This is a genomic window from Ruminococcus sp. SR1/5 (genome assembly GCF_000209835.1).
GTDB classification, from domain to species: Bacteria; Bacillota; Clostridia; order Lachnospirales; family Lachnospiraceae; genus Blautia_A; species Blautia_A fusiformis.
Window position 1 is genome coordinate 1,866,127 of sequence record NC_021014.1, and the last position, 25,689, is coordinate 1,891,815.

21 protein-coding genes and 2 pseudogenes are annotated in these 25,689 nt (G+C 44.7%); 2 read left to right on the forward strand and 21 right to left on the reverse strand.

Going from position 1 to position 25,689, the window contains the following annotated elements; genetic code table 11:
- The 8 genes from CK1_RS09500 to CK1_RS09530 form a co-directional block, all read right to left on the reverse strand.
- Window positions 1-1,017: ABC transporter permease subunit (locus tag CK1_RS09500; protein ID WP_306288857.1), on the reverse strand; the 1,017-nt coding region annotated here is incomplete at its 3' end.
- Between the two features lie 48 nt (window positions 1,018-1,065).
- A complete protein-coding gene (mmsA, locus tag CK1_RS09505; RefSeq protein WP_044960730.1) occupies window positions 1,066-2,604 on the reverse strand; it encodes a multiple monosaccharide ABC transporter ATP-binding protein in 1,539 nt (512 codons plus the stop codon).
- A gap of 85 nt (window positions 2,605-2,689) precedes the next feature.
- Window positions 2,690-3,757, reverse strand: a complete 1,068-nt coding sequence (gene chvE / locus CK1_RS09510) for a multiple monosaccharide ABC transporter substrate-binding protein (protein WP_021976666.1) — start codon at window positions 3,755-3,757, stop codon at window positions 2,690-2,692.
- A 269-nt stretch (window positions 3,758-4,026) separates the two neighbouring features.
- Window positions 4,027-5,070, reverse strand: coding sequence for a sugar ABC transporter substrate-binding protein (locus CK1_RS09515; RefSeq protein ID WP_242826998.1), 1,044 nt, complete (start codon window positions 5,068-5,070; stop codon window positions 4,027-4,029).
- Window positions 5,071-5,111: 41 nt separating this feature from the next.
- A complete protein-coding gene (locus tag CK1_RS09520; RefSeq protein ID WP_015526037.1) occupies window positions 5,112-6,710 on the reverse strand; it encodes a response regulator transcription factor in 1,599 nt (532 codons plus the stop codon).
- Window positions 6,688-7,224 carry a sensor histidine kinase gene (locus tag CK1_RS18270; protein ID WP_353611158.1) on the reverse strand — a complete coding sequence of 179 codons (537 nt, stop codon included), beginning with the start codon at window positions 7,222-7,224 and terminating at the stop codon, window positions 6,688-6,690. Before CK1_RS18270 ends, CK1_RS09520 begins: the two co-directional genes overlap by 23 nt.
- Window positions 7,225-7,285: 61 nt before the next feature.
- Window positions 7,286-8,194 (reverse strand): sensor histidine kinase, encoded by a 909-nt coding sequence (locus CK1_RS18275; RefSeq protein WP_015526038.1) that lies wholly within the window; start codon window positions 8,192-8,194, stop codon window positions 7,286-7,288.
- On the reverse strand, window positions 8,172-9,200 hold the full coding sequence (locus CK1_RS09530; protein ID WP_015526039.1) for a sugar ABC transporter substrate-binding protein: 1,029 nt from the start codon (window positions 9,198-9,200) through the stop codon (window positions 8,172-8,174). Before CK1_RS09530 ends, CK1_RS18275 begins: the two co-directional genes overlap by 23 nt.
- A 141-nt stretch (window positions 9,201-9,341) precedes the next feature.
- On the opposite strand from CK1_RS09530, the gene CK1_RS09535 reads away from it, so the two are divergent.
- Both CK1_RS09535 and CK1_RS09540 read left to right on the forward strand, forming a co-directional pair.
- Window positions 9,342-9,926 (forward strand): TetR/AcrR family transcriptional regulator, encoded by a 585-nt coding sequence (locus tag CK1_RS09535; RefSeq protein WP_015526040.1) that lies wholly within the window; start codon window positions 9,342-9,344, stop codon window positions 9,924-9,926.
- A 157-nt stretch (window positions 9,927-10,083) separates the two neighbouring features.
- Window positions 10,084-12,048: an oleate hydratase gene (locus tag CK1_RS09540; protein WP_015526041.1), complete on the forward strand. Its 1,965-nt coding sequence runs from the start codon at window positions 10,084-10,086 to the stop codon at window positions 12,046-12,048.
- 145 nt (window positions 12,049-12,193) lie between these two features.
- Here the strand turns inward: CK1_RS09540 and larE are convergent.
- The 13 genes and pseudogenes from larE to CK1_RS09605 all read right to left on the reverse strand — a co-directional run.
- Window positions 12,194-12,976, reverse strand: a pseudogene (gene larE / locus CK1_RS09545) (ATP-dependent sacrificial sulfur transferase LarE); the annotation flags it as partial.
- 301 nt (window positions 12,977-13,277) lie between these two features.
- A pseudogene (locus CK1_RS09550) lies at window positions 13,278-14,077 on the reverse strand (MBL fold metallo-hydrolase).
- Between the two features lie 390 nt (window positions 14,078-14,467).
- A complete protein-coding gene (locus tag CK1_RS09555; RefSeq protein WP_015526045.1) occupies window positions 14,468-14,773 on the reverse strand; it encodes an inorganic diphosphatase in 306 nt (101 codons plus the stop codon).
- Between the two features lie 105 nt (window positions 14,774-14,878).
- Window positions 14,879-16,483 carry a xylulokinase gene (locus CK1_RS09560; protein WP_015526046.1) on the reverse strand — a complete coding sequence of 535 codons (1,605 nt, stop codon included), beginning with the start codon at window positions 16,481-16,483 and terminating at the stop codon, window positions 14,879-14,881.
- A gap of 18 nt (window positions 16,484-16,501) precedes the next feature.
- Window positions 16,502-16,939: an L-arabinose isomerase family protein gene (locus CK1_RS09565; protein ID WP_502685131.1), complete on the reverse strand. Its 438-nt coding sequence runs from the start codon at window positions 16,937-16,939 to the stop codon at window positions 16,502-16,504.
- Window positions 16,899-17,048, reverse strand: a complete 150-nt coding sequence (locus CK1_RS09570) for a substrate-binding domain-containing protein (RefSeq protein WP_147603272.1) — start codon at window positions 17,046-17,048, stop codon at window positions 16,899-16,901. Before CK1_RS09570 ends, CK1_RS09565 begins: the two co-directional genes overlap by 41 nt.
- Window positions 17,049-17,200: 152 nt before the next feature.
- On the reverse strand, window positions 17,201-18,526 hold the full coding sequence (locus CK1_RS09575) for an alpha-glucosidase/alpha-galactosidase (protein WP_015526048.1): 1,326 nt from the start codon (window positions 18,524-18,526) through the stop codon (window positions 17,201-17,203).
- Window positions 18,527-18,836: 310 nt separating this feature from the next.
- The gene (locus tag CK1_RS09580) at window positions 18,837-19,049 is read right to left on the reverse strand and encodes a helix-turn-helix domain-containing protein (protein ID WP_015526049.1); all 213 of its coding nucleotides are present in this window, start codon (window positions 19,047-19,049) and stop codon (window positions 18,837-18,839) included.
- On the reverse strand, window positions 19,046-19,756 hold the full coding sequence (locus tag CK1_RS09585; RefSeq protein WP_306288858.1) for an AraC family ligand binding domain-containing protein: 711 nt from the start codon (window positions 19,754-19,756) through the stop codon (window positions 19,046-19,048). Before CK1_RS09585 ends, CK1_RS09580 begins: the two co-directional genes overlap by 4 nt.
- A 149-nt stretch (window positions 19,757-19,905) precedes the next feature.
- A complete protein-coding gene (locus CK1_RS09590; RefSeq protein ID WP_015526050.1) occupies window positions 19,906-22,125 on the reverse strand; it encodes an alpha-galactosidase in 2,220 nt (739 codons plus the stop codon).
- 180 nt (window positions 22,126-22,305) lie between these two features.
- Window positions 22,306-23,136 carry a carbohydrate ABC transporter permease gene (locus CK1_RS09595; RefSeq protein WP_353611238.1) on the reverse strand — a complete coding sequence of 277 codons (831 nt, stop codon included), beginning with the start codon at window positions 23,134-23,136 and terminating at the stop codon, window positions 22,306-22,308.
- Window positions 23,137-23,160: 24 nt separating this feature from the next.
- Window positions 23,161-24,063 (reverse strand): carbohydrate ABC transporter permease, encoded by a 903-nt coding sequence (locus CK1_RS09600; protein WP_015526053.1) that lies wholly within the window; start codon window positions 24,061-24,063, stop codon window positions 23,161-23,163.
- A gap of 99 nt (window positions 24,064-24,162) precedes the next feature.
- Entirely contained in the window at window positions 24,163-25,416 is a 1,254-nt protein-coding gene (locus tag CK1_RS09605) for an ABC transporter substrate-binding protein (RefSeq protein ID WP_015526054.1), read from the reverse strand.
- Window positions 25,417-25,689: the final 273 nt, after the last annotated feature.

Below are 25,689 nucleotides of genomic sequence, written 5' to 3' on the forward strand. Positions count from 1 at the left end.
ACCAAGATTCAGAACACCCATCAGAAGTGCACCAATGATAACACCAGGAACTGTACCGGTACCACCATAAGCAGAAGCACCACCAATAAAACAAGCACCGATCGCATCCATCTCAAAGTTTGTACCAGCCTGCGGGTTGGAAGAATTCAATCTGGCCATTGTCACCATACCTGCGATAGCAGCCAGAAGACCCATGTTCAAGTAAGCAAGGAAATAAACTTTGTTCGTATCAATACCGGAAAGCTTTGTTGCCTTCTCATTACCACCAACTGCGTAGAAATAACGGCCTGTTGTAGTCTTGGAAGCAATGTATGTATAGATCGCGATGATCACTGCAACCCAGAGAAGAGAATTCGGGATACCTTTGTACTGAGCAAGTCTGAACATGAATGCAAGAACAACTACACAGATCAGAACCATCTTCACTGCAACACCACCGAAAGACTCAACACTGTAGCCTTTTTTTGCACGGTCTGCACGGTTTTTCATAACAAGTGCAACATAGACGATGCAGACAATAATGCCAACTACGAAACATGTTCTGTTAAATCCTTCACCTCCACCAAGGAAGTCCGGAATATAGTTATTGAACAGAGCCAGATAAGCATCCGGCATCGGGGCCAGGGTCTGTCCTTCCAGAACTACGTTGGAAAGGCCACGAAAAGCAAGCATACCTGCCAGAGTAACAATAAATGGAGGAATTCGTACATAAGCGATCCAGAATCCCTGCCATGCACCAATGGCAATACCCACAAGAAGCATCACGATCATAGTGAGATACGGGTTCATACTGTTGAGAACCATCATCTTACCACCGACAGCAGCAACAAAGCATACAACAGAACCAACTGACAGATCGATGTTACCACCTGTTAAAATACAGAACAGCATACCGGTTGCAAGAATAAATACATATGCATTCTGGGCTACCAGGTTATTTACATTCTGCGGAAGAAGCATAACGCCCTTTGTGTTCACAGAAAACATGATCACAACAAATACCAGAACAATGACCATGGTATATTTTTTAATATTTCTGAAAAACTAATCTTTTTCTCCATCTTCTTACTCTCCTTTACCTGACTTCACGATCCTGGACATGATCAGCTCAGATGTAGCTTCCTCACCACTTACCTCTCCTACGAATCTGCCCTCGTTCATGATATAGATTCTGTCTGACATTCCAAGCACTTCCGGAAGCTCAGAAGAGATCATGATCACAGATTTTCCTGCTGCGACCAGGTCATTGATGATACAGTAGATTTCATATTTGGCTCCTACGTCAATACCTCTTGTAGGTTCATCCAAGATCAGAATATCCGGCTCTGCAAACATCCATTTTGCAAGAAGGACCTTCTGCTGATTACCACCGCTCAGGTTTCCGACATTCTGCTCAACTGTCGGACACTTGGTTTTCAGTTTCTTCCTGTATTCCTCAGCAACTGCGTATTCTTTATCCGTATCGATCACTTTTCCATTACTGATACCAGACATGTTTGCAAGCGTAGTGTTCATCTTTATGGACTTGGAAAGGATCAGCCCGTTTCCTTTTCGATCCTCTGTAACATAAGCAAGCTTGTTGTCGATGGCTTCCTGAACTGTATTCAGCTTCACTTCTTTTCCGTTCATGAACACCTGTCCAGAAATTTTAGTTCCATAGCTCTTGCCAAAAATACTCATAGCCAGTTCTGTACGTCCTGCTCCCATCAGTCCTGAAATACCGACAACCTCTCCTTTATGTACTTTAAAGGATACGTTATTTACCACCTTACGTTCTGTATACAGCGGATGATAAACATTCCAGTTTTTAATCTCCATGGAAACATCGCCGATCTTTACATTTGGACGTTTCGGGAACCGATCTGTCATCTCACGTCCAACCATTCCCTGAATGATCCTCTGCTCAGAAAAATCGTCTTTCTTTTTATCCAGTGTTTCAATGGTAGATCCATCTCGGATAACTGTGATCTTATCTGCTACATAGGAGATTTCATTTAATTTATGGGAAATGATGATAGAGGTCATTCCCTGCTTCTTGAATTTCAGAAGAAGATCCAGAAGAGCTTTGGAGTCATCTTCATTCAGTGATGCGGTAGGCTCATCCAGAATGAGCAGCTTTGCATTCTTTGCAAGTGCCTTTGCGATCTCAACCAACTGCTGCTTACCTACACCAATATCCTTGATCAAAGTTCTGGAGGATTCCTCCAGTCCTACTATTTTCAAATATTTATCTGCTTCTCCATAAGTTTCATTCCAGTTGATGGAAAAGCTTTTGCCTCTTTCATTACCCAGATACATGTTCTCCCCGATGGTCATGTACGGGATCAGAGCAAGTTCCTGGTGGATGATTACAATTCCTTTATGTTCACTGTCTTTGATAGTGTTAAACTTACAGATCTCACCATCATAAATAATATTTCCTTCATACGAACCGTACGGATAAATACCACTTAATACATTCATCAATGTAGATTTACCGGCACCGTTTTCACCTACCAGTGCGTGGATCTCGCCTTCCTCGACCTGGAGATTAACATTATCCAGTGCCTTTACACCTGGGAAAGTTTTGGTGATATTTTTCATTTCCAGAAGTATCTTAGCCAACTCAATTTCCCTCCCTTTCCACTGTTCATGCAGGCGGTTATATTCCCCGCCTGCATGTGATAAATTTCTTTCTTAAAAATTCTGATTATTTGATCTGATCCTCTGTGTAGTATCCGGAGTCGATCAGGATCTCTTTGTAGTTATCTGTTGTAACAACAACCGGATCGCAAAGATATGTCGGGATGACACCGGTTCCGTTATCATAGGATTTTGTATCGTTCACTTCCGGCTCCTCACCTTTCATGATGGAGTCAACCATTTTTACTACTGCAGATGCAAGAGCTCTTGTATCTTTGAATACAGACATTGCCTGTTTTCCGGCTACAAGGTTCTTAACGTTTGGTGTGTCACAGTCCTGACCAGTAATGATCGGATATTCTCCTGTGTAGGAAGCTGCCAGTGCATTCTCAACACCAAGGGCTGTGGAATCGTTGGAGCAGAGAACTGCGTCAAGGTTTGTTCCGTCAGAGTAGTTACCTGCGATGATAGTATCCATTCTATCCTGTGCTTTTGCACTGTCCCAGTTAGCTGTAGCAACCTGCTCGAACTCTGTCTGACCGGATTTTACTACCAGCTTACCGTCATCGATGTATTTCTGGAGAACATCCATTGCACCACCGAAGAAGAAGTTACAGTTGTTATCGCCAGGATCTCCTGTGAACAGCTCAATATTGAATGGTCCGTCCTGATTGTCAAGATCCAGTGCATCTACCAGGTACTCGCCCTGTTTCTGACCTACTTTGTAGTTATCAAATGTTGCATAATAGGTTACTGCATCGGAATTCATAAGAAGACGGTCATAAGAGATAACCGGAATTCCTTTTTCTTTGGCCTGTTTCAGAGGCTCGCCAAGGCTGCTTCCATCGATGGATGCCACAACCAGAAGGTCACATCCGTTTGCTACCTGGTTCTCAAGCTGGGAAACCTGTGTGCTTACATCATTGGATGCATACTGAAGGTCTACCTCATATCCTGCTGCCTCCAGCTCTTTCTTCATGTTATCGCCATCCTGGTTCCATCTCTGGAGATCCTTGGTCGGCATGGTAACACCGATCAGTTTCTTGTCTGCTGCCTGTGCTGTTGCTGCCGGAACTACCACCATACCAGCTACCATTGTTGCGCAAAGAAGTGCAGATACCATTTTTCTTTTCATTGTAAAATCCTCCGTTTCATTATTTGTTTTTGGAATCACGTTTCCTTTGATGATGTTACTATAACACAGGACTGTCTGGACATAGTTGGCAAGGACAGAGACATTTTTTTGCAAAAGAAAAATGCCCTGCATCAGGCAAGACATTTTTGCACCAAAAATCTGCTATTGATTTTTGTCATAATTGTGTATTATTGCGCATATGGATACACTGCCACATTACTTGCAGAATTTCACTGCCACATATATGCCGGTATGCAATCTGTTCTGCATTACTCTGTATCGTAATCTATATTGAGATATACTTCATCTCGTCTGTGGAAACCGCCGTCAATGATCACCTCATCAATATTATCCCTTGTAACGGCAACCGGTTCCAGCACCTTCGCCGGGATATCATAGCTTCCATCGCTCATGGTATCTGTCACATCTGACGGAATCTTTCCCTCTTCTGCCATCTTCACCGCATATTCAGCTGCCTGGCGTGCCAGATCTTCGATAGATTTAAATGCTGTCATGTACTGGGTTCCTTCCACAATACGCTGACATGCAGCCAGATCACCATCCTGGCCTACCACGATCACCTGTCCGGCAAGCTGGTTTTCCGCAAGAATCTGTATCACCTGGCTGGCAATATCATCATTTCCGCACATGATTCCCTTTACATCAGGATACTCTTCCAGTGCTTCCTCCACATAATCTGCTGCCAGCTCTGCGATCCAGCCCTCACAGTTGGCTTCGTAAACTACCTTCAGATCACTGTTTTTCAGAGTGTCTTCAAATCCCTCTTTTACCATGTCCACATTGTTATCTGAAGCAGAGCCCTGGATCATAAAAATCTTTCCGCCATCAGGGATCGCTTCCATCATGGACTGTGCCATGATCTCTCCGACTTTCCGGTTATCAAAGGAAATATACATGTCTGTATCCGCATCATTTACCATGCGGTCATAGGAGATCACCCTGATTCCTGCATTGTGGGCACGCTCCACAGCCTCAGATAATGCTTTGCAGTCTCTGGCAATGATCACGATCACGTCCATATGCTTCTTGATAAAATAGTCAATCTGGCTGATCTGCTCTTTTGTATCTGCTCCCGCATCCTGAACATTCACTTCCGCTCCCAGCTCCCTTGCTGTTGCCACGAATACATCCCTGTCACGAATCCACCTCTCAATAACAAAAGAATCCACTGTAAGACCGATCTGAATTTTCTTTTCACCACTGTCTTCCTCTGTATCGTTTTCCTGTGCAGCTGTCTGCTTTGTTTTTTCGGAAGCGCAGCCATTCAGCATCAATGTCAACAGACACAGCAAGATCAACAGCTTCCTAATCATTTTCCCCCCGCTCATATTGTCTACCTCAACTTCTCTCTGAATTCACTTGGTGTCACGCCTTCGTATTTCTTGAATATCCTGCTGAAATAATTGGGGTCGCTGTATCCGGATTCCGCACAGATCTCCTTGATGGAAAGCCCTGAATCCTTGAGAAGTTCTCTTGCATTCCGAAGCCGCACTTCTGTAAGATACTCGATAAAATTTCCTCCGGTCTCCTGCTTAAAAAGCTTGCTGAAATAATAAGGGCTGATATCCACCTCCCGTGACACCTCATCCAGTGAAATATCTTTTTTGTAATTGTCCCGAATATAGGACTTTGCTTTTTCGATAATAGAAACCGCTTCTTTTTCCCTTGCACTTTCCATGTTACTGCAGATTTCTGATGTTTTGCCCAGGAACCATTTTTTCATTCCTTCTATATCTGTATATTCCTGGATCTCATGAATATAATTTCTGCGGCAGCTGATCGCATATTTCACGGTACCTGCAAAAAAGGCCTTTTTTTCCACTCCCATCACAAGCTCCAGGATCTTGATGCGCATGTCCTCCAGATCTACTCCCGGCTGCTTCTCCATCCACCGGATAAATTCCTCGGCACAGCTTAAAGCTCCTGCCACATCCTTATCCATCACCCGCTTTTCATAGCGACGTTCCAAATCTCTTGGATATTCGCCGTCATATTTCTGTGCAGCCGGAACATCCTCAATATGTATAACATGGCTGGTGCTTTCCCGAAGTGCGATCATGGCCTCCTTGAAGGATTCTTTCATGGTGCTTCCCATCTCCTTCACCCGGCCGATACCACAGCGAAATTTACTGTCGATCCTGCTTTCCAGCTTATGTACCATGTTTCTGGTTCTTGTTACAACCTCCACACGTTCCTCATAGGACTCCCTGGAATTACGGTATGGAACAAGCAGTACAATACGGTTTCCCATAATGGGTCCTACCAGACATTCAAAAAATCCCTGAGCGATTTCCCGGAATGTGGAATAAAATTTGTTTGCCTTCACACTGGCCCCCACCGCATTGGTAAGAACGCCATTTTCCGTGGAATCCCCGAATTCAGCCACGATCATATATCCATATTCTTCCCGGATATCCAGAAGCTCCCTGTAATTATCCTGATATGTCTGAAAATCATCCTGCAGAAGAATATTATTGATATATCCGCTCTCAATCATGGGCACAACTGTCTCCAGCTTTTCACGGATACGGAGATCATCGCTTCGCTTCTGTCTTGTAGAATCTACCTTTTCCATAGCTTTGGAGCATATTTCCAGAATCACCTTTTTGTTTACCGGCTTGGTAAGAAATTCCATAACTCCAAGATTTACCGCTTCCTTGGCATAATTAAATTTATCATAGGCTGTAATGATCACAAAGACCACAGATCTGTTAAATTTCTGAATTTCCCGGATTGCCTGGATTCCACTTAAGCCCGGCATCTGAATGTCCATAAAGCAGATATCCGGCGGATATTTCTCCGCCTCCTCCACAACCACACGGCCTGTCTTGGCTGTATGGATCTCACATTCATTTCCATAGTTGGAACTTATAATATTTTTCAGGGATTCCAGCATGATCCCCTCATCATCAGCAATCAGGATTCTGTACATTTTTTTCGCTCCTCTCCAGAGGAATATTGATCACTACCTCTGTTCCCATTCCTTCACCTTCACTGTATATTTCCATTAATCCGTCCCGCTCATAATACAGTTCCAGACGGCTGATCACATTATTCATTCCGATTCCCGTGGAATCACCCTCGCCTGAACTGCTGTGGACTTTTTTTGACAGTACTCTTTGTATCTGTTCTCCGGTCATGCCCAGTCCGTTATCCCGAACACTGATCTCAATATGGTCGTTCCATCTCTCCACACTGAGATCAATATGTCCTTCCCAATCTATATTCCGGATTCCATGATTGACTGCGTTTTCCACAACCGGCTGCAGGATCATACTGGGAACACGTACATTTTCCACATCACATTCCACTTTTTTTGAAAAATGGATGTCCCCGGCAAACCGTACATTCAGAATATAAATGTAATTGTCCACAGCCTCCAGTTCTTCCTCCAGTGTGGCATCTTCCTCACCCTTCTTTACATTGTAGCGAAAAAAATCTGCCATCTTTTCCACAAAGATACTGGTTTTTCTGCATCCTCCATCATTGCAAGCTGTACTCCTGCATTCAGGGAATTAAAAGGAAATGCGGATTAATCTGAGACTGGAGATACTTAAGCTGTGCCTCCTTGAGATGTGTTTCCATCAAAAGCTCCCTCTCTATCATCTGCTGTTCTTTTTCCATGCTGGCCTTTGTCCTGGCAATGTAAAGACCAAGATTATCCACCATGGTATTAAAGGCTCTTGTTACCGTTCCAAGCTCATCCCTGGAATCTGCTGGGGGCATCTTTACATTAAAATTCCCCTGACCTACCAGCTGTGCAGTTTCTGCCATATTAGTCAGCGGCAGGAACATCTCCCTTGTTGCCATGATCAGAAGGAACATTCCACAGATCACCACCAGAAGCATGATCATCATATTACTGATCTCCAGATATCTCATAACCGCCCGGAGAGCTGCATAAGTCTGGGAATTTTCTTTAAAAAGCTGCTTGTTCAGCTCATCCATAGAACTCTGGATATAACTGTAAAGCTCCAGACTTTCATCATATTCCTGCTTATATTTCTCCACATTCCTGCCTCTCTTGGCAGCTACAGTTCCTGCGGTACAGGAAAGATATGATTCCGACATCTTACGTATCTTCTTCTCCAGAAGTTTTACGGAATCATCAATATTCCGTTCATTTAACTTCTCCAGCTCCTGCCTGTATTTCGCCTCATTCTGATAATAATCCATCAGTGCCTGAGAGTTTTTTACCTTCAGATACTGGTACATACTGTCCTGCACATCGTCAAAAACCTGCCCAAGCTCTGTGATCTGGGCATTGCTGGCATACACATCATCCATCTCCTGCATGGAGTTGTTGATCCGCGCATAAAACAACATGTTGATGCTGAACAGTAAAACTGCCAGCACGCCAACCTCGATCATGATCTTGCTTACAAGAGAAAAGTCACTCCAACGGATCTTTTTCATCTGTGACTGCCTCCCTCCTCATCTTCTTCACTGCTGTTCTGTCAAGAAAATTAATGTCTACGTTGTAGAAAGAATTGGTTCTTCCATCTTCTATATAGCTGGTAACTGCCTCCACACTGTACTGTCCCAGCTGGGTCGTGTCCACATCACAGGTAACTGAAATAACACCTTTTTCAACTGCCGCCAGAATATCCTCAGATGTATAATAACCAATGATCTTCACTTTTCCTGCAAGGTTGAAATCCAGAATTGCCTGTCTTGCACACTCCGTTGTCTCCTCATCCATACACACAAGGATATCCGGAACATTCCGCTTCTGCTGAAAAATATCAGTAACTGCCTCCTCTGTTTCAAAGGTTCCTGTTGACAGAAGATTCCTTCCCTTGATCTCAATATCCTCAGACCCAGCTGCCATCTTCACCGCATTGCTGATCTGAGTGTATATCTGACTTTCGTTCATATCATCAATATCCCGTTTCTGCAGGATCAGGATCTTCTTCGTGTTCTCATCCACGTATTTGGCAACAATTTCCCCGTAAGCCATGCCAAGCTGATAATCGCTGACTCCCACAAAGCTCTGGCGGCGGCTGTGCACCGCATCACTCATGACTGTAACCACCGGTATTCCGTTTCTTACTGCAGTATTGATTGCTTCTTCCAGACCGGCTTCTCCATTATACTGCAGGATAATACCATCCGCCTTGGCCGCAATGCTCATATTCATATAATCAAGTTTATCATAGGATGTTCCTCTGTCCGGCCCCATGATCTCAAGCAGTACATTATTCTGAGCTGCTTTTTTCTTCGCACTGTCATATACTGCCTGCCAGAACTGGGAATCGGGGCTGTCCACGATCATGTCGTACTGGTATTTATATATTTTCTCTTCCTGTTTATCCAACCCTGCTTTTTCACTGATTCCTCTGTAATAGGATTCTCCTGTCACATAAGTAAGTACTATCACGGCAGCAAAGATCAGCAGGATACAAACTGATTTTTTCTTCATAGTACACTCCGTTCTGTTCCGCAAAATATTCCAGATCCAGTTTATCATAATTTCACAGAAAAGTCACTGTTTAACATGGATTTTCTGTGCACTTTCATGTTATATTAATAACTATAACCTTGCCAAAGGAGGCCGCAAGACATGACAAACGCAACCAAGCTTGCCCTGGAAGAATCCCTGAAACATCTGCTTCTTAAGAAGCCTTTAGATAAGATCACCATCAACGACCTGACTACGGACTGCGGGATCAGCCGCATGACTTTTTACTATCATTTCAAAGATATCTATGATCTTGTGGAGTGGTGCTGTCTGGAAGATGCCAGAATTGCCCTTCAGGGCAAAAAAACCTCTTCCACCTGGCACGAAGGGCTTCTGCAGATCTTTGATGCCGTGATGGAAAACAAGCCGTTTATCTTAAATGTATACCGCTGCGTGGGGCGGGAACAGATTGAGAATTATCTGTTCCAGCTTACCTGCGATCTTCTTATGGGCGTGGTAACAGAAAAATCAAAAGATATCCCCATCACGGATGAACAGAAAATTTTTATCGCAGATCTATATAAATACAGCTTTGTAGGGATCATGCTGGACTGGATCAAAAACGGCATGCGCGAAGATTATCGCGAAATCGCAGATGATACCGCAACCGCACTGTACGGAAGCATCGACAACGCCATCCGCAATTTTGCCGCCAGAAACAAAACAGCAGAAATGCATACAGAATAAAAACTTATCAAAACAGACATAATGATAAAAAACTGAACACTTTCGGTATTTTGTAAATAGAATCTTTTTTCCGGATGGGCTATCATAGCCTCAACAGCAACAAAGAACAGTTAATCCGATACAAACAGGTATCTCATTTACGAAAGGTGGATGTCATATGTCAGATAAAAAAGGATTCATGGGACTTGCAGCACTTGCGGCAGCCGGAGCCGGCGCAGCCATGCTGATGAAAAAAACAAGAGAGATCAACGAAGAGGAAAACCTCCATGTGAAAGAAACTACTGCAAACTACCGCAACACCGAGCGTGGAAAGCATGACAAAAACAGCAAAGGGATTTATTATTCCAACGGTAACTACGAAGCCTTTGCCCGTCCGGAAAAACCGGAAGGTGTGGACAACAAGCATGCCTACATTGTAGGAAGCGGTCTTGCTTCCCTAGCTGCTGCATGCTTCCTGGTAAGAGACGCACAGATGCCAGGTGATCATATCCACATCCTGGAAGCCATGGATATTGCCGGAGGTGCCTGCGATGGAATCTTTGATCTGTCCAGAGGCTATATCATGCGTGGCGGTCGTGAGATGGAAAACCATTTCGAGTGCCTGTGGGATCTTTTCCGCAGTATTCCTTCTCTTGAAAAACCGGGTGCTTCTGTTCTGGACGAGTTCTACTGGCTGAACAAGCACGACCCGAACTATTCTCTCTGCCGTGCAACCGTCAACCGTGGACAGGATGCCCATACCGACGGAAAATTTAACCTGAGCCAGAAGGGCTGCATGGAGATCATGAAGCTGTTTATGACAAAGGATGAGGATCTTTACGATAAAACCATCGAAGATGTATTTGATGATGAAGTGTTTGATTCCACCTTCTGGCTGTACTGGAGGACCATGTTCGCATTTGAAAACTGGCACAGTGCTCTGGAGATGAAGCTTTACTTCCAGCGTTTTATCCACCACATTGCAGGTCTTCCGGATTTCAGCGCCCTGAAATTCACCAAGTACAACCAGTACGAATCCCTGATTCTTCCCATGAAAAAATATCTGGAGGATGCAGGTGTTGACTTCCAGTTTAATACTGAGGTCACAAACGTGATCTTTAATTTTAAAGATGGCAAAAAGATCGCCACTGCTATCGAGTGCAAGGTAAAAGATGTGGAGCAGGGCATCCTTCTTACAGAAAATGATTATGTTTTCGTCACTAACGGAAGCTGTACAGAGGGCACGATCTACGGCGACCAGAACCATGCACCAAACGGTGATGCAGAGGTCCGTACTAGTGGTGTATGGTCTCTGTGGAAAAATATCGCAGCTCAGGATCCATCCTTCGGACATCCGGAAAAGTTCTGCTCAGACATTTCCAGAACAAACTGGGAATCCGCTACTGTCACCACTTTGGATGACCGTATTATCCCTTATATCACCAATATCTGCCAGCGTGACCCACGTACCGGCAAGGTTGTTACCGGTGGTATCGTAAGCTGCCAGGATTCCAAATGGCTCTTAAGCTGGACCATCAACCGTCAGGGACAGTTTAAAGAGCAGGATCCGAAGAAGGTCTGTGTATGGGTTTACGGACTGTTCACAGATGTTCCCGGTGATTATATCAAGAAACCGATGAAGGATTGTACCGGTAAGGAAATTACCGCCGAGTGGCTGTACCACCTGGGTGTTCCGGTAGATCAGATCGACGATATGGCAGAAAACAGCGCTGTCTGCGTTCCGACCATGATGCCGTACATCACCGCCTTCTTCATGCCGCGTACCAAAGGTGACCGCCCGGATGTTATCCCGGATGGCTGTGTAAACTTTGCATTCCTGGGCCAGTTTGCGGAAACTCCTCGTGATACCGTATTCACAACAGAATATTCCGTACGTACTGCAATGGAGGCTGTATACGGACTTTTCGGTGTAGACCGTGGGGTTCCGGAAGTATGGGGAAGCGTTTACGATATCCGTGAGCTTCTGGACAGCAGTGTGAAACTGATGGACGGAAAATCCCCGCTGGAGATCCAGCTGCCAGGGCCGCTGAATGCACTGAAGAAACCACTTCTTAATGTTGTGAAGGGTACTGTGGTTGAGAAGGTACTGCGGGATCATGATGTGCTGAAGGATTATATGTAAGATATACAGCCTGCCAGACAGATATTCTCAATCCGAAAATTAAGATTTGAACACAGTAACAGAGCCTCCGGTTCTATTCGTGCAACAATCCCCCGGAAATACTTCTCGCGCGGTATTTCCGGGGGATTATTTTATTTTCTGATACTTATTTTCCCAGTGTTTCATTCATACTTCCGGAACGGAAGCCCTGAAGATCCAGAGTCACGTAAGAAAATCCCAATGTGCGGAATTTCTCTGTGATCTTTGTTCTTGTTTCATTATCTGCAATTTTCAGGATCTCTTCTTCCGGAACCTCGATCCTTGCCATGGTACCGTGGATGCGAACACGGAACTGATGAAATCCCAGATCCATCAGAAACTGCTCGGCCTGATCTACCATGTGAAGCTTCTCCTCGGTAATGGTCTCACCGTATACAAATCTGGAAGCAAGACAGGCAAAGGATGGCTTGTTCCAGGTTGGAAGATTCATGTCTTTTGACAGCTCCCGGATCTCTTCTTTATAGAGGCCTGCTTCCTGGAGCGGACTGCGGACCCCAAGCTCCTGGATAGCCCTTTTTCCCGGACGGTAGTCGCCCAGATCATCCATGTTGGAACCTTCCACGATCATGTTCATATGGCGCGCCTTTGCAGCTTCCCAAAGTCTGGTAAAGATGGCTTTTTTACAGATATAGCAGCGGTCCGGCGGATTCTGACGGAATCCCGGGATGTCGAATTCGTTGATCTTGCATATCTCCTGGCAAATGTGATTTTCCTGGCAGAAATCTTGCGTTTCTTTCAGTTCTCTGTCGGTGAAAGAGCATGGACATGCGGTAATGGCCATAGCTTTGTCACCAAGTGTTTCCTGTGCAGCTTTCAGCAAAAATGTGGAGTCCACTCCACCGGAAAAAGCTACGGCTACACTTCCCAGAGAACGGAGGATTTCCTGGAGTTTTCTGTATTTTTTTCAAGTGTGATGTTATCTATTGCTGGCATATGTTCTGTCACCTCGTAATTTGTAAAATCTTATTTTTGCCGGATCCGAATCTGTAATTTTCAGATCTGTTCTTATTGACATGCTCTTGCAATGCTATGTGTGTATTCTTTATTGTAAACGATACCTTTTTGCCATACAAGTATTTTTCTACCTGACAGATGTACTATGAAATTTATTAGTATCCTCTCTGTTTCCAAACATAATAAGACCGGAAATACAGCATATGCCATACTTCCAGTCTTTCTTTTTACAGTTATTACATTTCGATCACATCAAGATCATCCGGAACAAACAAATTTCCGTGATAATACTCTCTGCCTTCTGCTCCGTAAAGCTCTTTACGTTTCTTAATGTTCTTATCCTCTGTGTGATACAGGACAAGATTCTTAACTCCAAGGTTCTCAGCCAGCTCACTGGCATCCTTAACTGTGGAGTGATGCTTCTCATATGGATTGAAGATATCACGCTGTCCATACAGGCAGAATGCTTCGTGGAACATCCAGTCGCTTCCTTTTGCGTATTTCTCTTCACATTCATTGTATGGCTCGTCTCCGCAGCAGGTAAGCACCTTACCGCCGTCGTAGATCATCTGGAAACCGAACTGTTTCGCCTTGGTGGAACCGATATCAAAGAAGGTCACTTTCTTATTAAGAATTGTTTTTTCTCGCCGTCTTTTACCTCGATCAGATGAAGTCTGTCACCGATGTACTGTGTCTCCTTCTTATTCAGAAGCTTAAATGCCATGTCTTTGAGAAGTCCGATCACTTCATCATGAGCATAGATGTTTGCCTCGCCCTGATAAGTGCCTTTTTTCATGTTCTGGCAAATGATGCGGATCACCCACACGATCCCCATGATATGGTCTACGTGCTTATGTGTAACAAAGATCTCATGAACATCCATCAGATCAACGCCAGCCTTCTTCAGCTGGGAAAGCACCGTATTTCCGCCGCCTCCGTCAACCAGAAAATGGCCGTACTCATCGCTGAGCACAAAACATGTATTGTAGCACTCTGTTACCAGTGCGTTACCTGTTCCAAGCATGGTTAATTTCATTCTGTTCTCCTCCTGTATAGCCCTGGTCATCAAACATTCAGCCACCCACCATTCTGCTCTCTGACACTCTGACCGGCTGTCTCTGGTCATATTACAGACACATATACAACCGTTTAATTTTTTTCTTATTTTTTCTGTGTTTTTCGTGTCCAATGATAACATTATGAAGAAATATTTTCAATAAGATCCATTCATTTTCATAGCAGAAAAATCCATCCACAAATCTTCATATATTTCTGTTTTCACAGAATCCAGTCCGGTGCTCCCTTGCATCCTCTGTCATCCAGTTTATCTGCATCGCAGATAACAGAAATATATAATATATGGATCCTGTACAAAAACAGGAGCAGTCACATGGCGTACCATGTCTGCTCCTGTTTTATATTTTTGTTATTCCAGCATCTCTATCTCTGTCTCAAAATACTGCTCCTGAAACTGAACCTGTTCCATGATCTCCTGTGCTGTCATAGTCATATCTTCCGGCACTGCCACCCATTTGTCTTCCACATCATTGAGACGATGGATGATGGCAATCACTTTTCCTGTAAATTCTTTTACCGGGTGATCGATACACAAAACATAGACGTCCTGTTCCTCTCCGTCCGGAGCGATGATTCCTTTGATGTAACCGTAATTTACCGGGTAAAAAAGCTCTTTGTGTTCCGGATGATAACTGTTCATTGGGCGGTCGATCATGATATGTACGATCTGCCCCGGAGTCTTTTTTTATTCATATGATCCATATGCTTCATTTATATTCCTCTTTGAGCGCATGCCGGAAATCAACAGATTTTTTGCTCTTTACCATATCTCAGACTCTACAGCCGCACGCTCAATGCCAAGACCCTTCATATATCGATCCATAAATGCGTTGAATCCTTTCACACCTTCTGCTTCCGGCGCCAGTGTACTGCCTTCGTTTCCTTTGAAGACATCTTCATCCAGGAAATCCGCAAGGTCTTCGCCTTCTCTCTTGTTGAGCAAATAGGAAGCCAGAAGTGCGATTCCCCAGGCTCCGCCTTCTCCTGCTGTAGACATTACGGATACCGGTGCATCTACCGCATCTGCAAGGATCTGCTGGCCGACACCCTTTGTCTTAAAGAGACCGCCGTGGCCCAGAAGCTTATCGATCTTTACATGCTCCTGATTCAGAAGGATATCCAGACCTACACGCATGGCGCCGAGGCAGGTGTAAAGATTATTTCGCATAAAGTTTGCCAGTGTAAATTTGCTCTCAGGAGAACGTACAAACAGTGGACGTCCCTCTTCAAAGCCGGTCATATGCTCGCCGGAGAAATAGCAGTAGGAAAGAAGTCCGCCACAGTCCGGGTCGCCTTCCATGGCTTTGTTATAAAGAGTTCCGAACAGTTTGTTCATATCTACTTCCATGCCCATAGCTTCTGCAAATTCCTTAAACACATTTACCCATGCGTTCAGATCCGAAGTACAGTTGTTGGAATGTGCCATGGCAACCGGGTCTCCTGCCGGAGTGGTAACCATGTCGATTTCTTTATACGGTTTGGAAAGTGCCTTCTCCAAGACGATCATGGCAAATACGGAAGTTCCTGCGGAAACATTTCCGGTACGCCGGCGGACACTGTTTGTGGCAACCATACCGGTTCCTGCGTCTCCCTCAGGCGGACACATCGGGATTCCAGCTTTCAGCTTTCCACTTACATCCAGAAGCTTTGCGCCTTCCTCAGTAAGAACTCCTGCATCCTGACCTGCCACCAGAGCTTTCGGCATAATATCGCGAAGCTTCCATGGGAAACCATAAGGTGCAACCAGTTCATCGAACTTCTGAACCATCTCCTCGTTATAGTCCTTCGTTTCACTGTCGATTGGGAACATACCTGCCGCATCACCGATACCAAGAACTCTTTTTCCGGTGAGTTTCCAATGCACATAGGCTTCCAGAGTGGTGATATAATCGATATCTTTTACATGCTCCTCACCGTTAAGGATCGCCTGATACAGGTGTGCGATGCTCCATCTCTGAGGGATATTGTAATGGAAAAGCTCTGCCAGCTTCTCAGAGGCTTCTCCTGTGATGTTGTTTCTCCAGGTACGGAACGGAACCATCAGCTCTCCCTCTTTATTAAACGGCATATAGCCATGCATCATGGCACTGACACCAAACGCACCTACGCTTGTAAGCTCCACTCCATATTTTTTCTGAACATCTTCTGCCATATCCTGGTAACTGCCCTGGAGACCTTTCCAGATCTCCTCCAGGCTGTATGTCCAGATACCATCCACATACTGATTCTCCCATTCATAGGCTCCGGATGCGATGGGCTGGTTCTTATCGTCCACCAGAACTGCCTTGATCCTTGTGGAACCAAACTCAATACCAAGAGCCGTGCGATTCTCAAGAATTGCTGTTTTTGCCTCATTTACTCCCATTGTAAAAAACCTCCCATATTATTTGCTGAAATACATGCTGTTCCATCTCAGCTCATTCTGCAGATTCCGGATCGTTGTATCGCCATCAATATAAACCGCTTCAATACCCATAGCTGCTGTTTTCCAGTCACCCTCGCCACCGAAGCCATAGCCTTTTTCCATCAGTCGCTGGATCGCAAGTCCCGGAAGCTGTTCCAGGGAGCCCAGATCACCAAAGTGTGTTACGATAGCCTGATATTTTTTCTCCTCGAGGAAGCGCTCAAAACCGATCTCGATCCCTGCCTGGACTGCTACATGCTTCTTAAATTCCTCAGGGTCACGTCCATCCAGAATCATGTCATATTTATTATAATATTCTTCTACCAGAACATCAATATCTCCCTGGCTTACATCCTGAACATATTCTGCGATCTCATTAACCGGATAAGCATCGATCTCCCAGTTTTTCCTGGGGATGGGTGATAGTGGTAATGCCCTGTCCCTGTCTTGCATATAGTGAATTATCATAGCCGGTTACCGCAACATCTTCCGGGATCTGTTTGCCCTGACGTTCCAGTTCTTCCATGACCTGGACAGCGATCTGTTGTTTTTATTATTTATCAAAAGTTCCATATAAAGAAAGGCCGGAACACCCTCCCCATTCTGGTGTTCCGGCCTTTATATGCCGCCTTGCATATTTATTTCAAAGTTTTTGCTGCTTTCCGATCATTTCCTGCCTTAGCGGTACATCTTCATATAATCCCCGTGTGCCTCGATCAGCTCATCACACATTGCCTGGATGTCTTTGATGTTCAGCTCTGCACCTGTGTGCGGGTCCATCATGGCTGCCTGATAGATTTTCTGGCGGTCTTTGGTCACTGCTGCCTCAATAGCAAGGAGCTGCGGGCTGACATTGGATGAATTCATAGCTGCCAGCTGTGTAGGAAGCTTGCCCACTTTTACCGGATGTACACCGGTTCCGTCGATATAGCATGGAACCTCTACGCAAGCATCCGACGGAAGGTTATCGATATAACCGTTGTTAAGAACATTTCCACCGATCTTGTACGGTGTGTTTGTAACAACAGCCTCCATGATATAAGAAGCATACTCTTTACTTCTCTCATGGCCAATCTTGCCATCCTTGAGGATATCCTCGCGCTCTTTTTCCCAGCCCTCGATCTGTTTGATACATCTTCTCGGATATTCGTCAAGCGGAATATTGAACTCCTCGATCATCTCCGGATATTTGGATTTAATGAAGAACGGATTATACTCTGCATTGTGCTCACTGGACTCTGTGCAGTAGTATCCAAGATGACGGATGTACTCGTAACGTACCATATCCTCATGCTTCTCGCCGGAGGTATTCTTCTCCTCGGCGATTCTGCGGATCTCCGGGTACAGGTCGTTTCCGTCTTTGTCATGGATCTCAAGAAGCCATGCCATGTGGTTGATACCTGCGATCAGCTCGGTACGTCCCTCAAGCTTGTCTTCCATTCCCATTCCCTCAAGAAGTTTCTGGGAGCAGACCTGAACGCTGTGGCAGAGACCTACGGTGCGGATCTTTGTGAAACGCTGCATATAGCCGGTGAGCATTGCCATAGGGTTGGAGTAGTTCAGGAACAGAGTGTTCGGGCAGACCTCTTCCATATCCCGTGCGAACTCTTCCAGAACCGGAATGGTACGAAGTGCACGCATGATACCACCAATTCCCAGGGTATCTGCGATAGTCTGTTTGATGCCGTATTTCTTCGGGATTTCAAAGTCTGTTACTGTACATGGCTCATAGCCGCCTACCTGAATGGCATTGACTACGAAGTCTGCATCACGAAGTGCATCTTTACGGTTCTCAGCACCGAGATATGTTTTGATCACTGCGCGATCCTCATTTACGTTGTGGTTGATGGCACTTAAGATAATCCTGGAATCCTCCAGTCTCTTCTCGTCGATATCATAAAGTGCGATCTCGCTCTCGCGAAGTGCCGGTGTGCACATACAGTCGCCAAGTACATTTCTTGCGAAAACCGTGCTTCCAGCTCCCATGAATGTAATTTTGATCATGTTCGTTTCCTCCTGCTTTCTTTGTTGGATCTCTTATCCGGAATTGTTATATTTTTCTTTAAAATTCCTGATTTTCTGCTATTTCTGCGGTGCAGTCCCGCTTCGTTTTCTTTGTGATCTTATCATACTACCAGAAACTTGTTTAAAATATGTACTTTGATGTTAATAATTGTTGTTTTGTTGCATGAGATACCTGGAAGTAATTTTCTATAACATTTCTTATGACATAAAAAACTCTCTGCCCGATACCAGAATTTTATATATTCTGGCACAGACAGAGAGTTTTTTCTTCGTGAAATATATCACAGAATCAGTCCTCAGATTCCGTATAATCCCCTTTTTTCCCCTTCACTACAAGTTTTCTCTTTTCTTCCTTGTATTCTCTCGGACTTCTTCCTGTTCTTGCCTTGAATACCTTGGAAAAAGCCAGCGGATCTCCATACCCTACTTTTGCAGCTACTTCACTGACCTGAATATCTCCGTTTTTCAGAAGAGTCTTTGCCTTCTCGATGCGAAGATTCATAAGATATTCCTGCGGCGAGCATCCGAGGCTTTTTTAAACGAGCTGGTAAGATAGCTCCGGTTGACACCAATGCGGTCTGCCAGCTCATTGATCTTCAGACGCTTGTCAAAGTTGGCTGCAATGTAATCCACTGCCTGCTCCACATAAACGGAATTGGGATATCTGTGGGATGGAAGAAGCTTGCCTTCTCTCAGACATGCATCCCGGTTATCTGTGATCAGGTCAGAAAAAAGAAGCAGCAGAAGTCCGTTCCGTTTCAGCTCATTTTCAAAAACGAGCTTGTTGGTCTGGACCATTGCATCAATATATTTTGCAGCATTTTCCATACAGTGGATCCTTCGGACCGGATTTTCCCGGCTGAAGCCGCTTACATGGATCACTTCCTCCGCAGTCATTCCCTCAAATCCTACCCAGCGATATGTCCAGGGATTGTCCATGTCTGCCTCATACCAGGCCTCCACACTGGATGGGATCAGAAATGCTTCTCCACCTGTCAGATGATACTGATGGCCATCCATCTCAAAAACTCCGCTTCCGGATTCCACGATATGAAGTACATGAGAGATCCTGTTATTTGGTCCAAATCGATGTCCCGGATCGCATTTTTCCCATCCACAATAAGTAAGACAGAGATCCACCGCACCTTTCTTTAAATTCTCCAGACATTTAAAGCTGTCCGAGCTTGTAAAACCAACTGTATGAAGCAACTTGTCACCTCCCTGATGTCATATATTATGTTTCCGCCTGTGAGCTGCTTCGCCACCCAATAACAGGCCGCCATATCCGGCGGCCTGTTATTTTTCTGGTCAGGCGGATGTTTTTCTGCAGATAATTTTTATTCCATCATTTACAGAAATCAGTCCTCTGCTTCAATTGTATACAATACAGAATGGAAATCACCGTTTGTCTTATTGCAGTAGTCACGATCAACCGGGATTCCTGCATACATCAGCTCATTTCCGTAAGCTTTCAGGCACTTATCTTCCCATTTTACTTTGTAAAGCTGATCCTCGTCAAGACCCTTGAAGCGCAGACGCATCCAGGAAGCATTGACCTTGTTCAGTCTTTCATAGTATCCGGCAACTGCCTGCTTTTTGTCTCTGGAAACAACCATCCATGCAGTATCATTTCCTTCGAACGGGCTTAAGATACGGTAGAAATCACCCTCCACCTGGATCAGGTCACGATGTTCCTTCATGAATTCCACCTGTGCCTTTACCTCTTCGATCTCTTTGGCACTTAAAAGGTTCAGATCCAGCTCATAGCCAAAGGTTCCGAAATATGCCACATTTGCTCTCGTGGAAAGCGGTGTGGTACGGTGCAGCTGATGATTCGGTACTGCTGATACATGAGATCCCATGCTGACGATCGGATAAACAAAGGAGGTACCGTACTGGATCTTTTCTCTCTCTGCTGCATCGGTATCATCACTGGTCCATGTCTGCGGTGCAAAATACAGCATTCCCGGATCAAATCTTGCTCCGCCGCTTGCGCAGGATTCAAAGAGAATGTCAGGGAATCTCTCTGTCAGTCTTGTATACAGCTCATATACACCAAGGATATATTTATGCATAGTCTTGCCCTGATCTGCTGCAGATGCGCCGCGGCTGAAAGGCTCGGACATGTAGCGGTTCATATCCCATTTAATGTAGGAAATGGAAGATTCCTCGATAACCTTGGAGATGGAATCATAAATAAAATCCACAACCTCAGGTCTGGAAAAATCAAGAACGTGCTGATGTCTTGAGTGGGACTCAAAACGGTCCGGTGCTCCGATGAGCCAGTCCGGATGTGCTCTGTAGCAGTCGCTGTTCTTGTTTACCATCTCAAGCTCTACCCAGAGACCGAATTTCAGTCCCATCTCCTCGATCTTGCGGGAAAGTCCGGAAATTCCGTTTGGAAGCTTATTCTTATTTACAAACCAGTCGCCAAGGCCCTGGTAATCATCGTTTCTGGTTCCGAACCATCCGTCATCCAGAACGAAAAGCTCTACCCCAACCTCTTTGGCTTTTTTTGCAATATTGAGGATTTTTTCCTCATCAAAATCAAAATAGGTTGCCTCCCAGTTATTAAGAAGGATCGGGCGTGCATGATTTCTCCATTTTCCGCGCATCAGGCGGTCACGGTACAGTCTGTGGTAAGCCTGGCTCATTCCGTTTAAGCCCTTATCGCTGTATACCATAACAACCTCCGGAGTCTGGAATTCCTCATCTCTGGAAAGCTCCCAGGAAAATCCCTGTGGATTGATTCCCATCATAACTCGTGTCATCTCGTAGGTGGAAACCTCAACCTGTGCAAGGAAGTTGCCGCTGTACACAAAGCTGAAGCCGAAAACCTCGCCTGTATCTTCTGTTGTATGAGGACGCTTCAGCGCGATAAACGGATTCTGCTCAGAGCTGGAGCCGGTTCCTGCAAGACTCTGTACAGCCTGTGTACCCATCTCAAGTTTGCGTGTTTTTACATAGCGCTCACGTGCCCACGCACCGGAAAGATGGATCATCTCATAATCCATATCCGGGAACTCCACTGCTGCACTCATCACGTTCTCAAGACGGATCTTCTGATCCCCTTTCTGAACAAGGCGTGCACTTCTGGTGACCACCGGGTAATCCTCATATACGGAATATGTAAGAACAAGGTCTGTGTCCATCACAGAATCATGAAGTGTAATGTCCAGAGATGTTGCCTCTTCCTCGTTCTCTGTGTAGGTTGCCGGAAGACCGGCAAGCTTCTTCTTGCCGCCGTAAATCTCATGAGAAACATATTTGAAATCTACGATCTCGCTTCCGTTCTCCTGACGAACAGTAAGGGCAGGATTTCTGTAATCACCGGTTCCGTAAACAGGATACTCCTGTTTGGTATACTGCATGGAAAGAAGTCCCGGTTCCGGAACGCATACAGCCATCAGGGAACGCATGATCTCCTCGTGAAGATAACTGAAATCCTCTTTATCGCGGATAGCTTTTCCATAGTACAGATTCTCCATCTGGCCATTTTCCATGATACAGGTGATGTAGCTTAAATGTTTGTTATAAATGTGGAATGTCTTTGATCCCTCGTGAAATTTGATCGGCATAATTTTCTCCTTTTTTCGTTTACTGCGGATAAAAATATCCGCCTCTTTCCTTAAGAATCATCAAATAACTGTGCATTTTGGCATTTGCTTCGATAAAAATACCGCTGACAATCTCAATAACCAAATCCTCAGTTATATACATTGTCAGCGGTCTTGTATTACCTTATGTAATATTTCTGATTACAGTTTTCCACCGCTGGTAGCAATACCTTCGATAAACTGTTTCTGGAAGATCATGTAGAGCACGATCATCGGAATGCAGGCGATCAGAGATGCAGCCATCAGTTCCGGGAATTTGGATACGTACTGGCCCTGCATCTTTGCAAGTGCGGAAGAAAGTACCAGCATATCCTTATCTGTATTAACGATCATCGGCCACATCAGATCTTTGAATGCGAATACAGCTGTGAAAATTCCAAGTGCAACCATACTGGATCTTGTAAGTGGTGCCATGATGTAAAGGAAGGTCTGACCGATGTTACATCCATCAAGTCTGGCAGCCTCCTCCAGATCCTTCGGCAGTCCCATGTATCCCTGTCTCAGAAGGAAGGTACCGAACGCAGTGACAATACCCGGGAATACAAGGGCAAAGATCGTATTCAGCATACCCATCTTGCTGACCATCAGGTACTGCGGGATGATGAAGATCTGTACCGGAACCATCATCTGGAACAGTACAAGACTGAAGCAGAGATCACGGCCCTTGAAGTTCAGTCGTCCAAATGCATAGCCTGCCATAGTTGCTGTAAGAACCGCACACACTACTCGGAAGAAGATCAGAAGCAGTGTATTCTTGTACAGAAGCAGGAAGTTCATGTTATTGATAACAGAAATAAATGCGTCTTTTCTCCATATTTTCGGGAAAATGGTGAAAGGATCTACAGATGTTGCTTCCGTTACAGTTTTAAAAGCTGTCAGGATCATCCAGATAAATGGCACAAGCATCGTTATGGACACAATGATCAGTATGACATGTATTAAAATAGTGGTTAATTTCTTTTTTGTTTCCATACTATCCATGGTTAATCCCCCTTTTTAGTTGTAGAATACCCATTTCTTCTGACCGATCATCTGGAATACTGTCAAGATCATGGTGATAATAAGAAGTACTACTACGATCGTAGCGCCGTATCCCATGTTCTTATTGATAAATGCATATTTATAGAACAGATAAACCAGTGACTGAGTCTTGGTAAGTGCCGGGTTTGACTTGTCAATAACCATATAGATCAGGTCGAATACCTGCAGGGATCCAATTACACGGGTAACAAGTACAAAGAAAATAGTTGGCGACAGAAGCGGAATCGTAATGCTGAAGAATGCATTCACACCTGTAGCTCCGTCAATCTCTGCCGCTTCATAATAATCTCTCGGAATTTCCTGAAGTCCTGCCAGAAAAAGAACCATATTGTAACCGATGATAGACCATACACCGATGATCGCAACGGAAAATACTGCAATTTTCGGATCAGAAACCCAGTTTACATGAACATGGAAAACGTTATTGATAAGACCATAATCAGAGTTGAACAGCCATCTCCATACCATGGCTACCGCTGCCGGAGCTGCTACCATCGGAAGGAAGATGATGGTTCTGTAAACAGAACGGCCCTTCATCTTTCTGTTAAGAAGTACTGCAAGAACAAGTGCGATGACAATGGAAAAAGGAACCTCCACGATCGCATATTTGAATGTGTTGATCAGTGCCTGCCAGATCTCTTTATCTGCAAAAACCTTCTGATAGTTCTGTAAACCGATAAAGATATTTCCTTTACCAAAATCTCCTGTTTTGAAAAAGCTCTGGTAAATAGTCTGGAAGATCGGAATGATGTTCAATACGATCAGTCCGATGGTTGTTGGGAGAATAAACAGCCAGCCCCAGAGGAACTCACTGCGCTCTCTCTTTGTCCGCGCCTGTGACTTGGTAGTTTTAGCCATAAGAATCACTCCTTCTATTCCTTCTATGTATGAGGCCGCTGCACCTGAGTGCGGCGGCCCCTCTCATTACTGCACTTAATTATCGGTGTTTCTTAATGCTTACTCCTCAGCCAGCTTCTCGTTCATCTGATCAGCCATCTGCTTGCAAGCCTCTTCCATTGTGATGTCGCCTGTGTATACGCCCTTAAGGATCTCGTTGTCCTCGTTCTCCCATGTTACAGTAGATTTGGAGTATGGACGGATCTCCATGTCATCCATCATGTTCAGATAAGCCTGAAGGTTGAAGTCTGCGGATTTAGCCCATGCATCAGATGTATCTTTGTATGCACTCATTGTAACACCAAGCTCAGCCTGTTTCTCCTGAGCCTCTTTGGATCCGAGGTACTCGATCAGCTGCCAAGCTTCGTCTGTGTGCTCACCGGAAGCAGATGCTGCCCATCCAAGTCCGTTATATGAGGAAGCTCTTCTGCCTGTCTCAGCGTTCTTAGGAAGCTCTACACAATCACAGTTCGCTGCTGTGTACTCGTTCTCTTTAAATGCTGCAAGCATCCAGGAGCCCTGGCATGTCATAGCGATCTTGCCAGCCTCGAAAAGTACGTCCTCGTTGTTCTCGGACATTGTCTCAAGAGACGGGATCACGCCATCCTTGATCCATCCTTCCAGTGTCTGCATAGCTGCGATCGTCTTCTCATCATCCCAGCCGGATTTTGTCTTGTCATCGTTGATGATGTATCCGCCGTTATCATAGATCAGGTTGTAGTATCCGGCCTGGTTGTTATCATTTCTCATTCCGAGACCGTACTGGGAACCATCATCCTTAGTAAGCTTCTTAGCTGCCTCTGTAACATCATCCCATGTCCAGTCAGCTGTCGGATAATCAAGTCCTGCCTCGTCAAATAATGTCTTGTTGTACCAGAGAGCGATTGTATCTATATCCTTCGGTACTGCATAATATTTATCATCGTATGTATACAGTCCCCAGATATCCTCCGGATAGTTCTCCGGATCGATCAGATCGCTGTCTTTGATCTTATCGGTCAGATCAAGAAGCATATCGTTGGACATGTATCTCTGACTCTCGTTGGAGTGCATCCAGAATACGTCCGGAAGGGAACCACCCTGTGCACCGGCCTCGAGCATTGTCCAGTACTCATCCCATTTAACAACGGAGATCTCTGTCTTGATTCCTGTCTTCTCTGTGAAGTCTGCGAGAATTTCTTTGATTCCCGGCTCCTGGTTGGTGTCCCAGATGGATACGGAAAGTGTAACATCGTCACCTTTTGCATATACCGGAACTGCTGTCATTACCATGGCACCTGCTAACAATAATGCTGCTACTCTTTTGAAATTCATAACTTCTTCCTCCTTTTAAATCTTTCTTATTTTCCCTCTTTCTTTGGTCAGTTTTTATATTTTTCCACGTCTCTGACCGTTGATATTATCATAATTGCACATGGAAAAATAATAAATGGATTATTGTCATTTCAATATGGAAAAATGTTACTTTTTATTCATTTTATCCATTTTTTTGTTCATACTTAGTTAATTATTCGTCATTTTTACATGTTTTCTTTCATTTATTACATATATTTTCATATTTTTCACTATTTATGAGCATATTTTGGC

Coding starts and splice junctions, on each gene's coding strand:
- CK1_RS09560 (WP_015526046.1), bottom strand. CDS start 16,483: ATGGGAGTAAATGAGGCAAAAACAGCAATTCTTGAGAATCGCACGGCT.
- CK1_RS09590 (WP_015526050.1), bottom strand. CDS start 22,125: ATGCCGATCAAATTTCACGAGGGATCAAAGACATTCCACATTTATAAC.
- CK1_RS09605 (WP_015526054.1), bottom strand. CDS start 25,416: ATGAATTTCAAAAGAGTAGCAGCATTATTGTTAGCAGGTGCCATGGTA.
- chvE (WP_021976666.1), bottom strand. CDS start 3,757: ATGAAAAGAAAAATGGTATCTGCACTTCTTTGCGCAACAATGGTAGCT.
- CK1_RS09580 (WP_015526049.1), bottom strand. CDS start 19,049: ATGAATCTTCGCATCGAGAAGGCAAAGACTCTTCTGAAAAACGGAGAT.
- CK1_RS09595 (WP_353611238.1), bottom strand. CDS start 23,136: ATGGAAACAAAAAAGAAATTAACCACTATTTTAATACATGTCATACTG.
- CK1_RS09570 (WP_147603272.1), bottom strand. CDS start 17,048: ATGGAAGAACTGGAACGTCAGGGCAAACAGATCCCGGAAGATGTTGCG.
- CK1_RS09555 (WP_015526045.1), bottom strand. CDS start 14,773: ATGATCGACCGCCCAATGAACAGTTATCATCCGGAACACAAAGAGCTT.
- CK1_RS09540 (WP_015526041.1), top strand. CDS start 10,084: ATGTCAGATAAAAAAGGATTCATGGGACTTGCAGCACTTGCGGCAGCC.
- CK1_RS18275 (WP_015526038.1), bottom strand. CDS start 8,194: ATGAAAAAGATCCGTTGGAGTGACTTTTCTCTTGTAAGCAAGATCATG.
- CK1_RS09575 (WP_015526048.1), bottom strand. CDS start 18,526: ATGATCAAAATTACATTCATGGGAGCTGGAAGCACGGTTTTCGCAAGA.
- CK1_RS09600 (WP_015526053.1), bottom strand. CDS start 24,063: ATGGCTAAAACTACCAAGTCACAGGCGCGGACAAAGAGAGAGCGCAGT.
- CK1_RS18270 (WP_353611158.1), bottom strand. CDS start 7,224: ATGGCAGATTTTTTTCGCTACAATGTAAAGAAGGGTGAGGAAGATGCC.
- CK1_RS09520 (WP_015526037.1), bottom strand. CDS start 6,710: ATGTACAGAATCCTGATTGCTGATGATGAGGGGATCATGCTGGAATCC.
- CK1_RS09535 (WP_015526040.1), top strand. CDS start 9,342: ATGACAAACGCAACCAAGCTTGCCCTGGAAGAATCCCTGAAACATCTG.
- CK1_RS09530 (WP_015526039.1), bottom strand. CDS start 9,200: ATGAAGAAAAAATCAGTTTGTATCCTGCTGATCTTTGCTGCCGTGATA.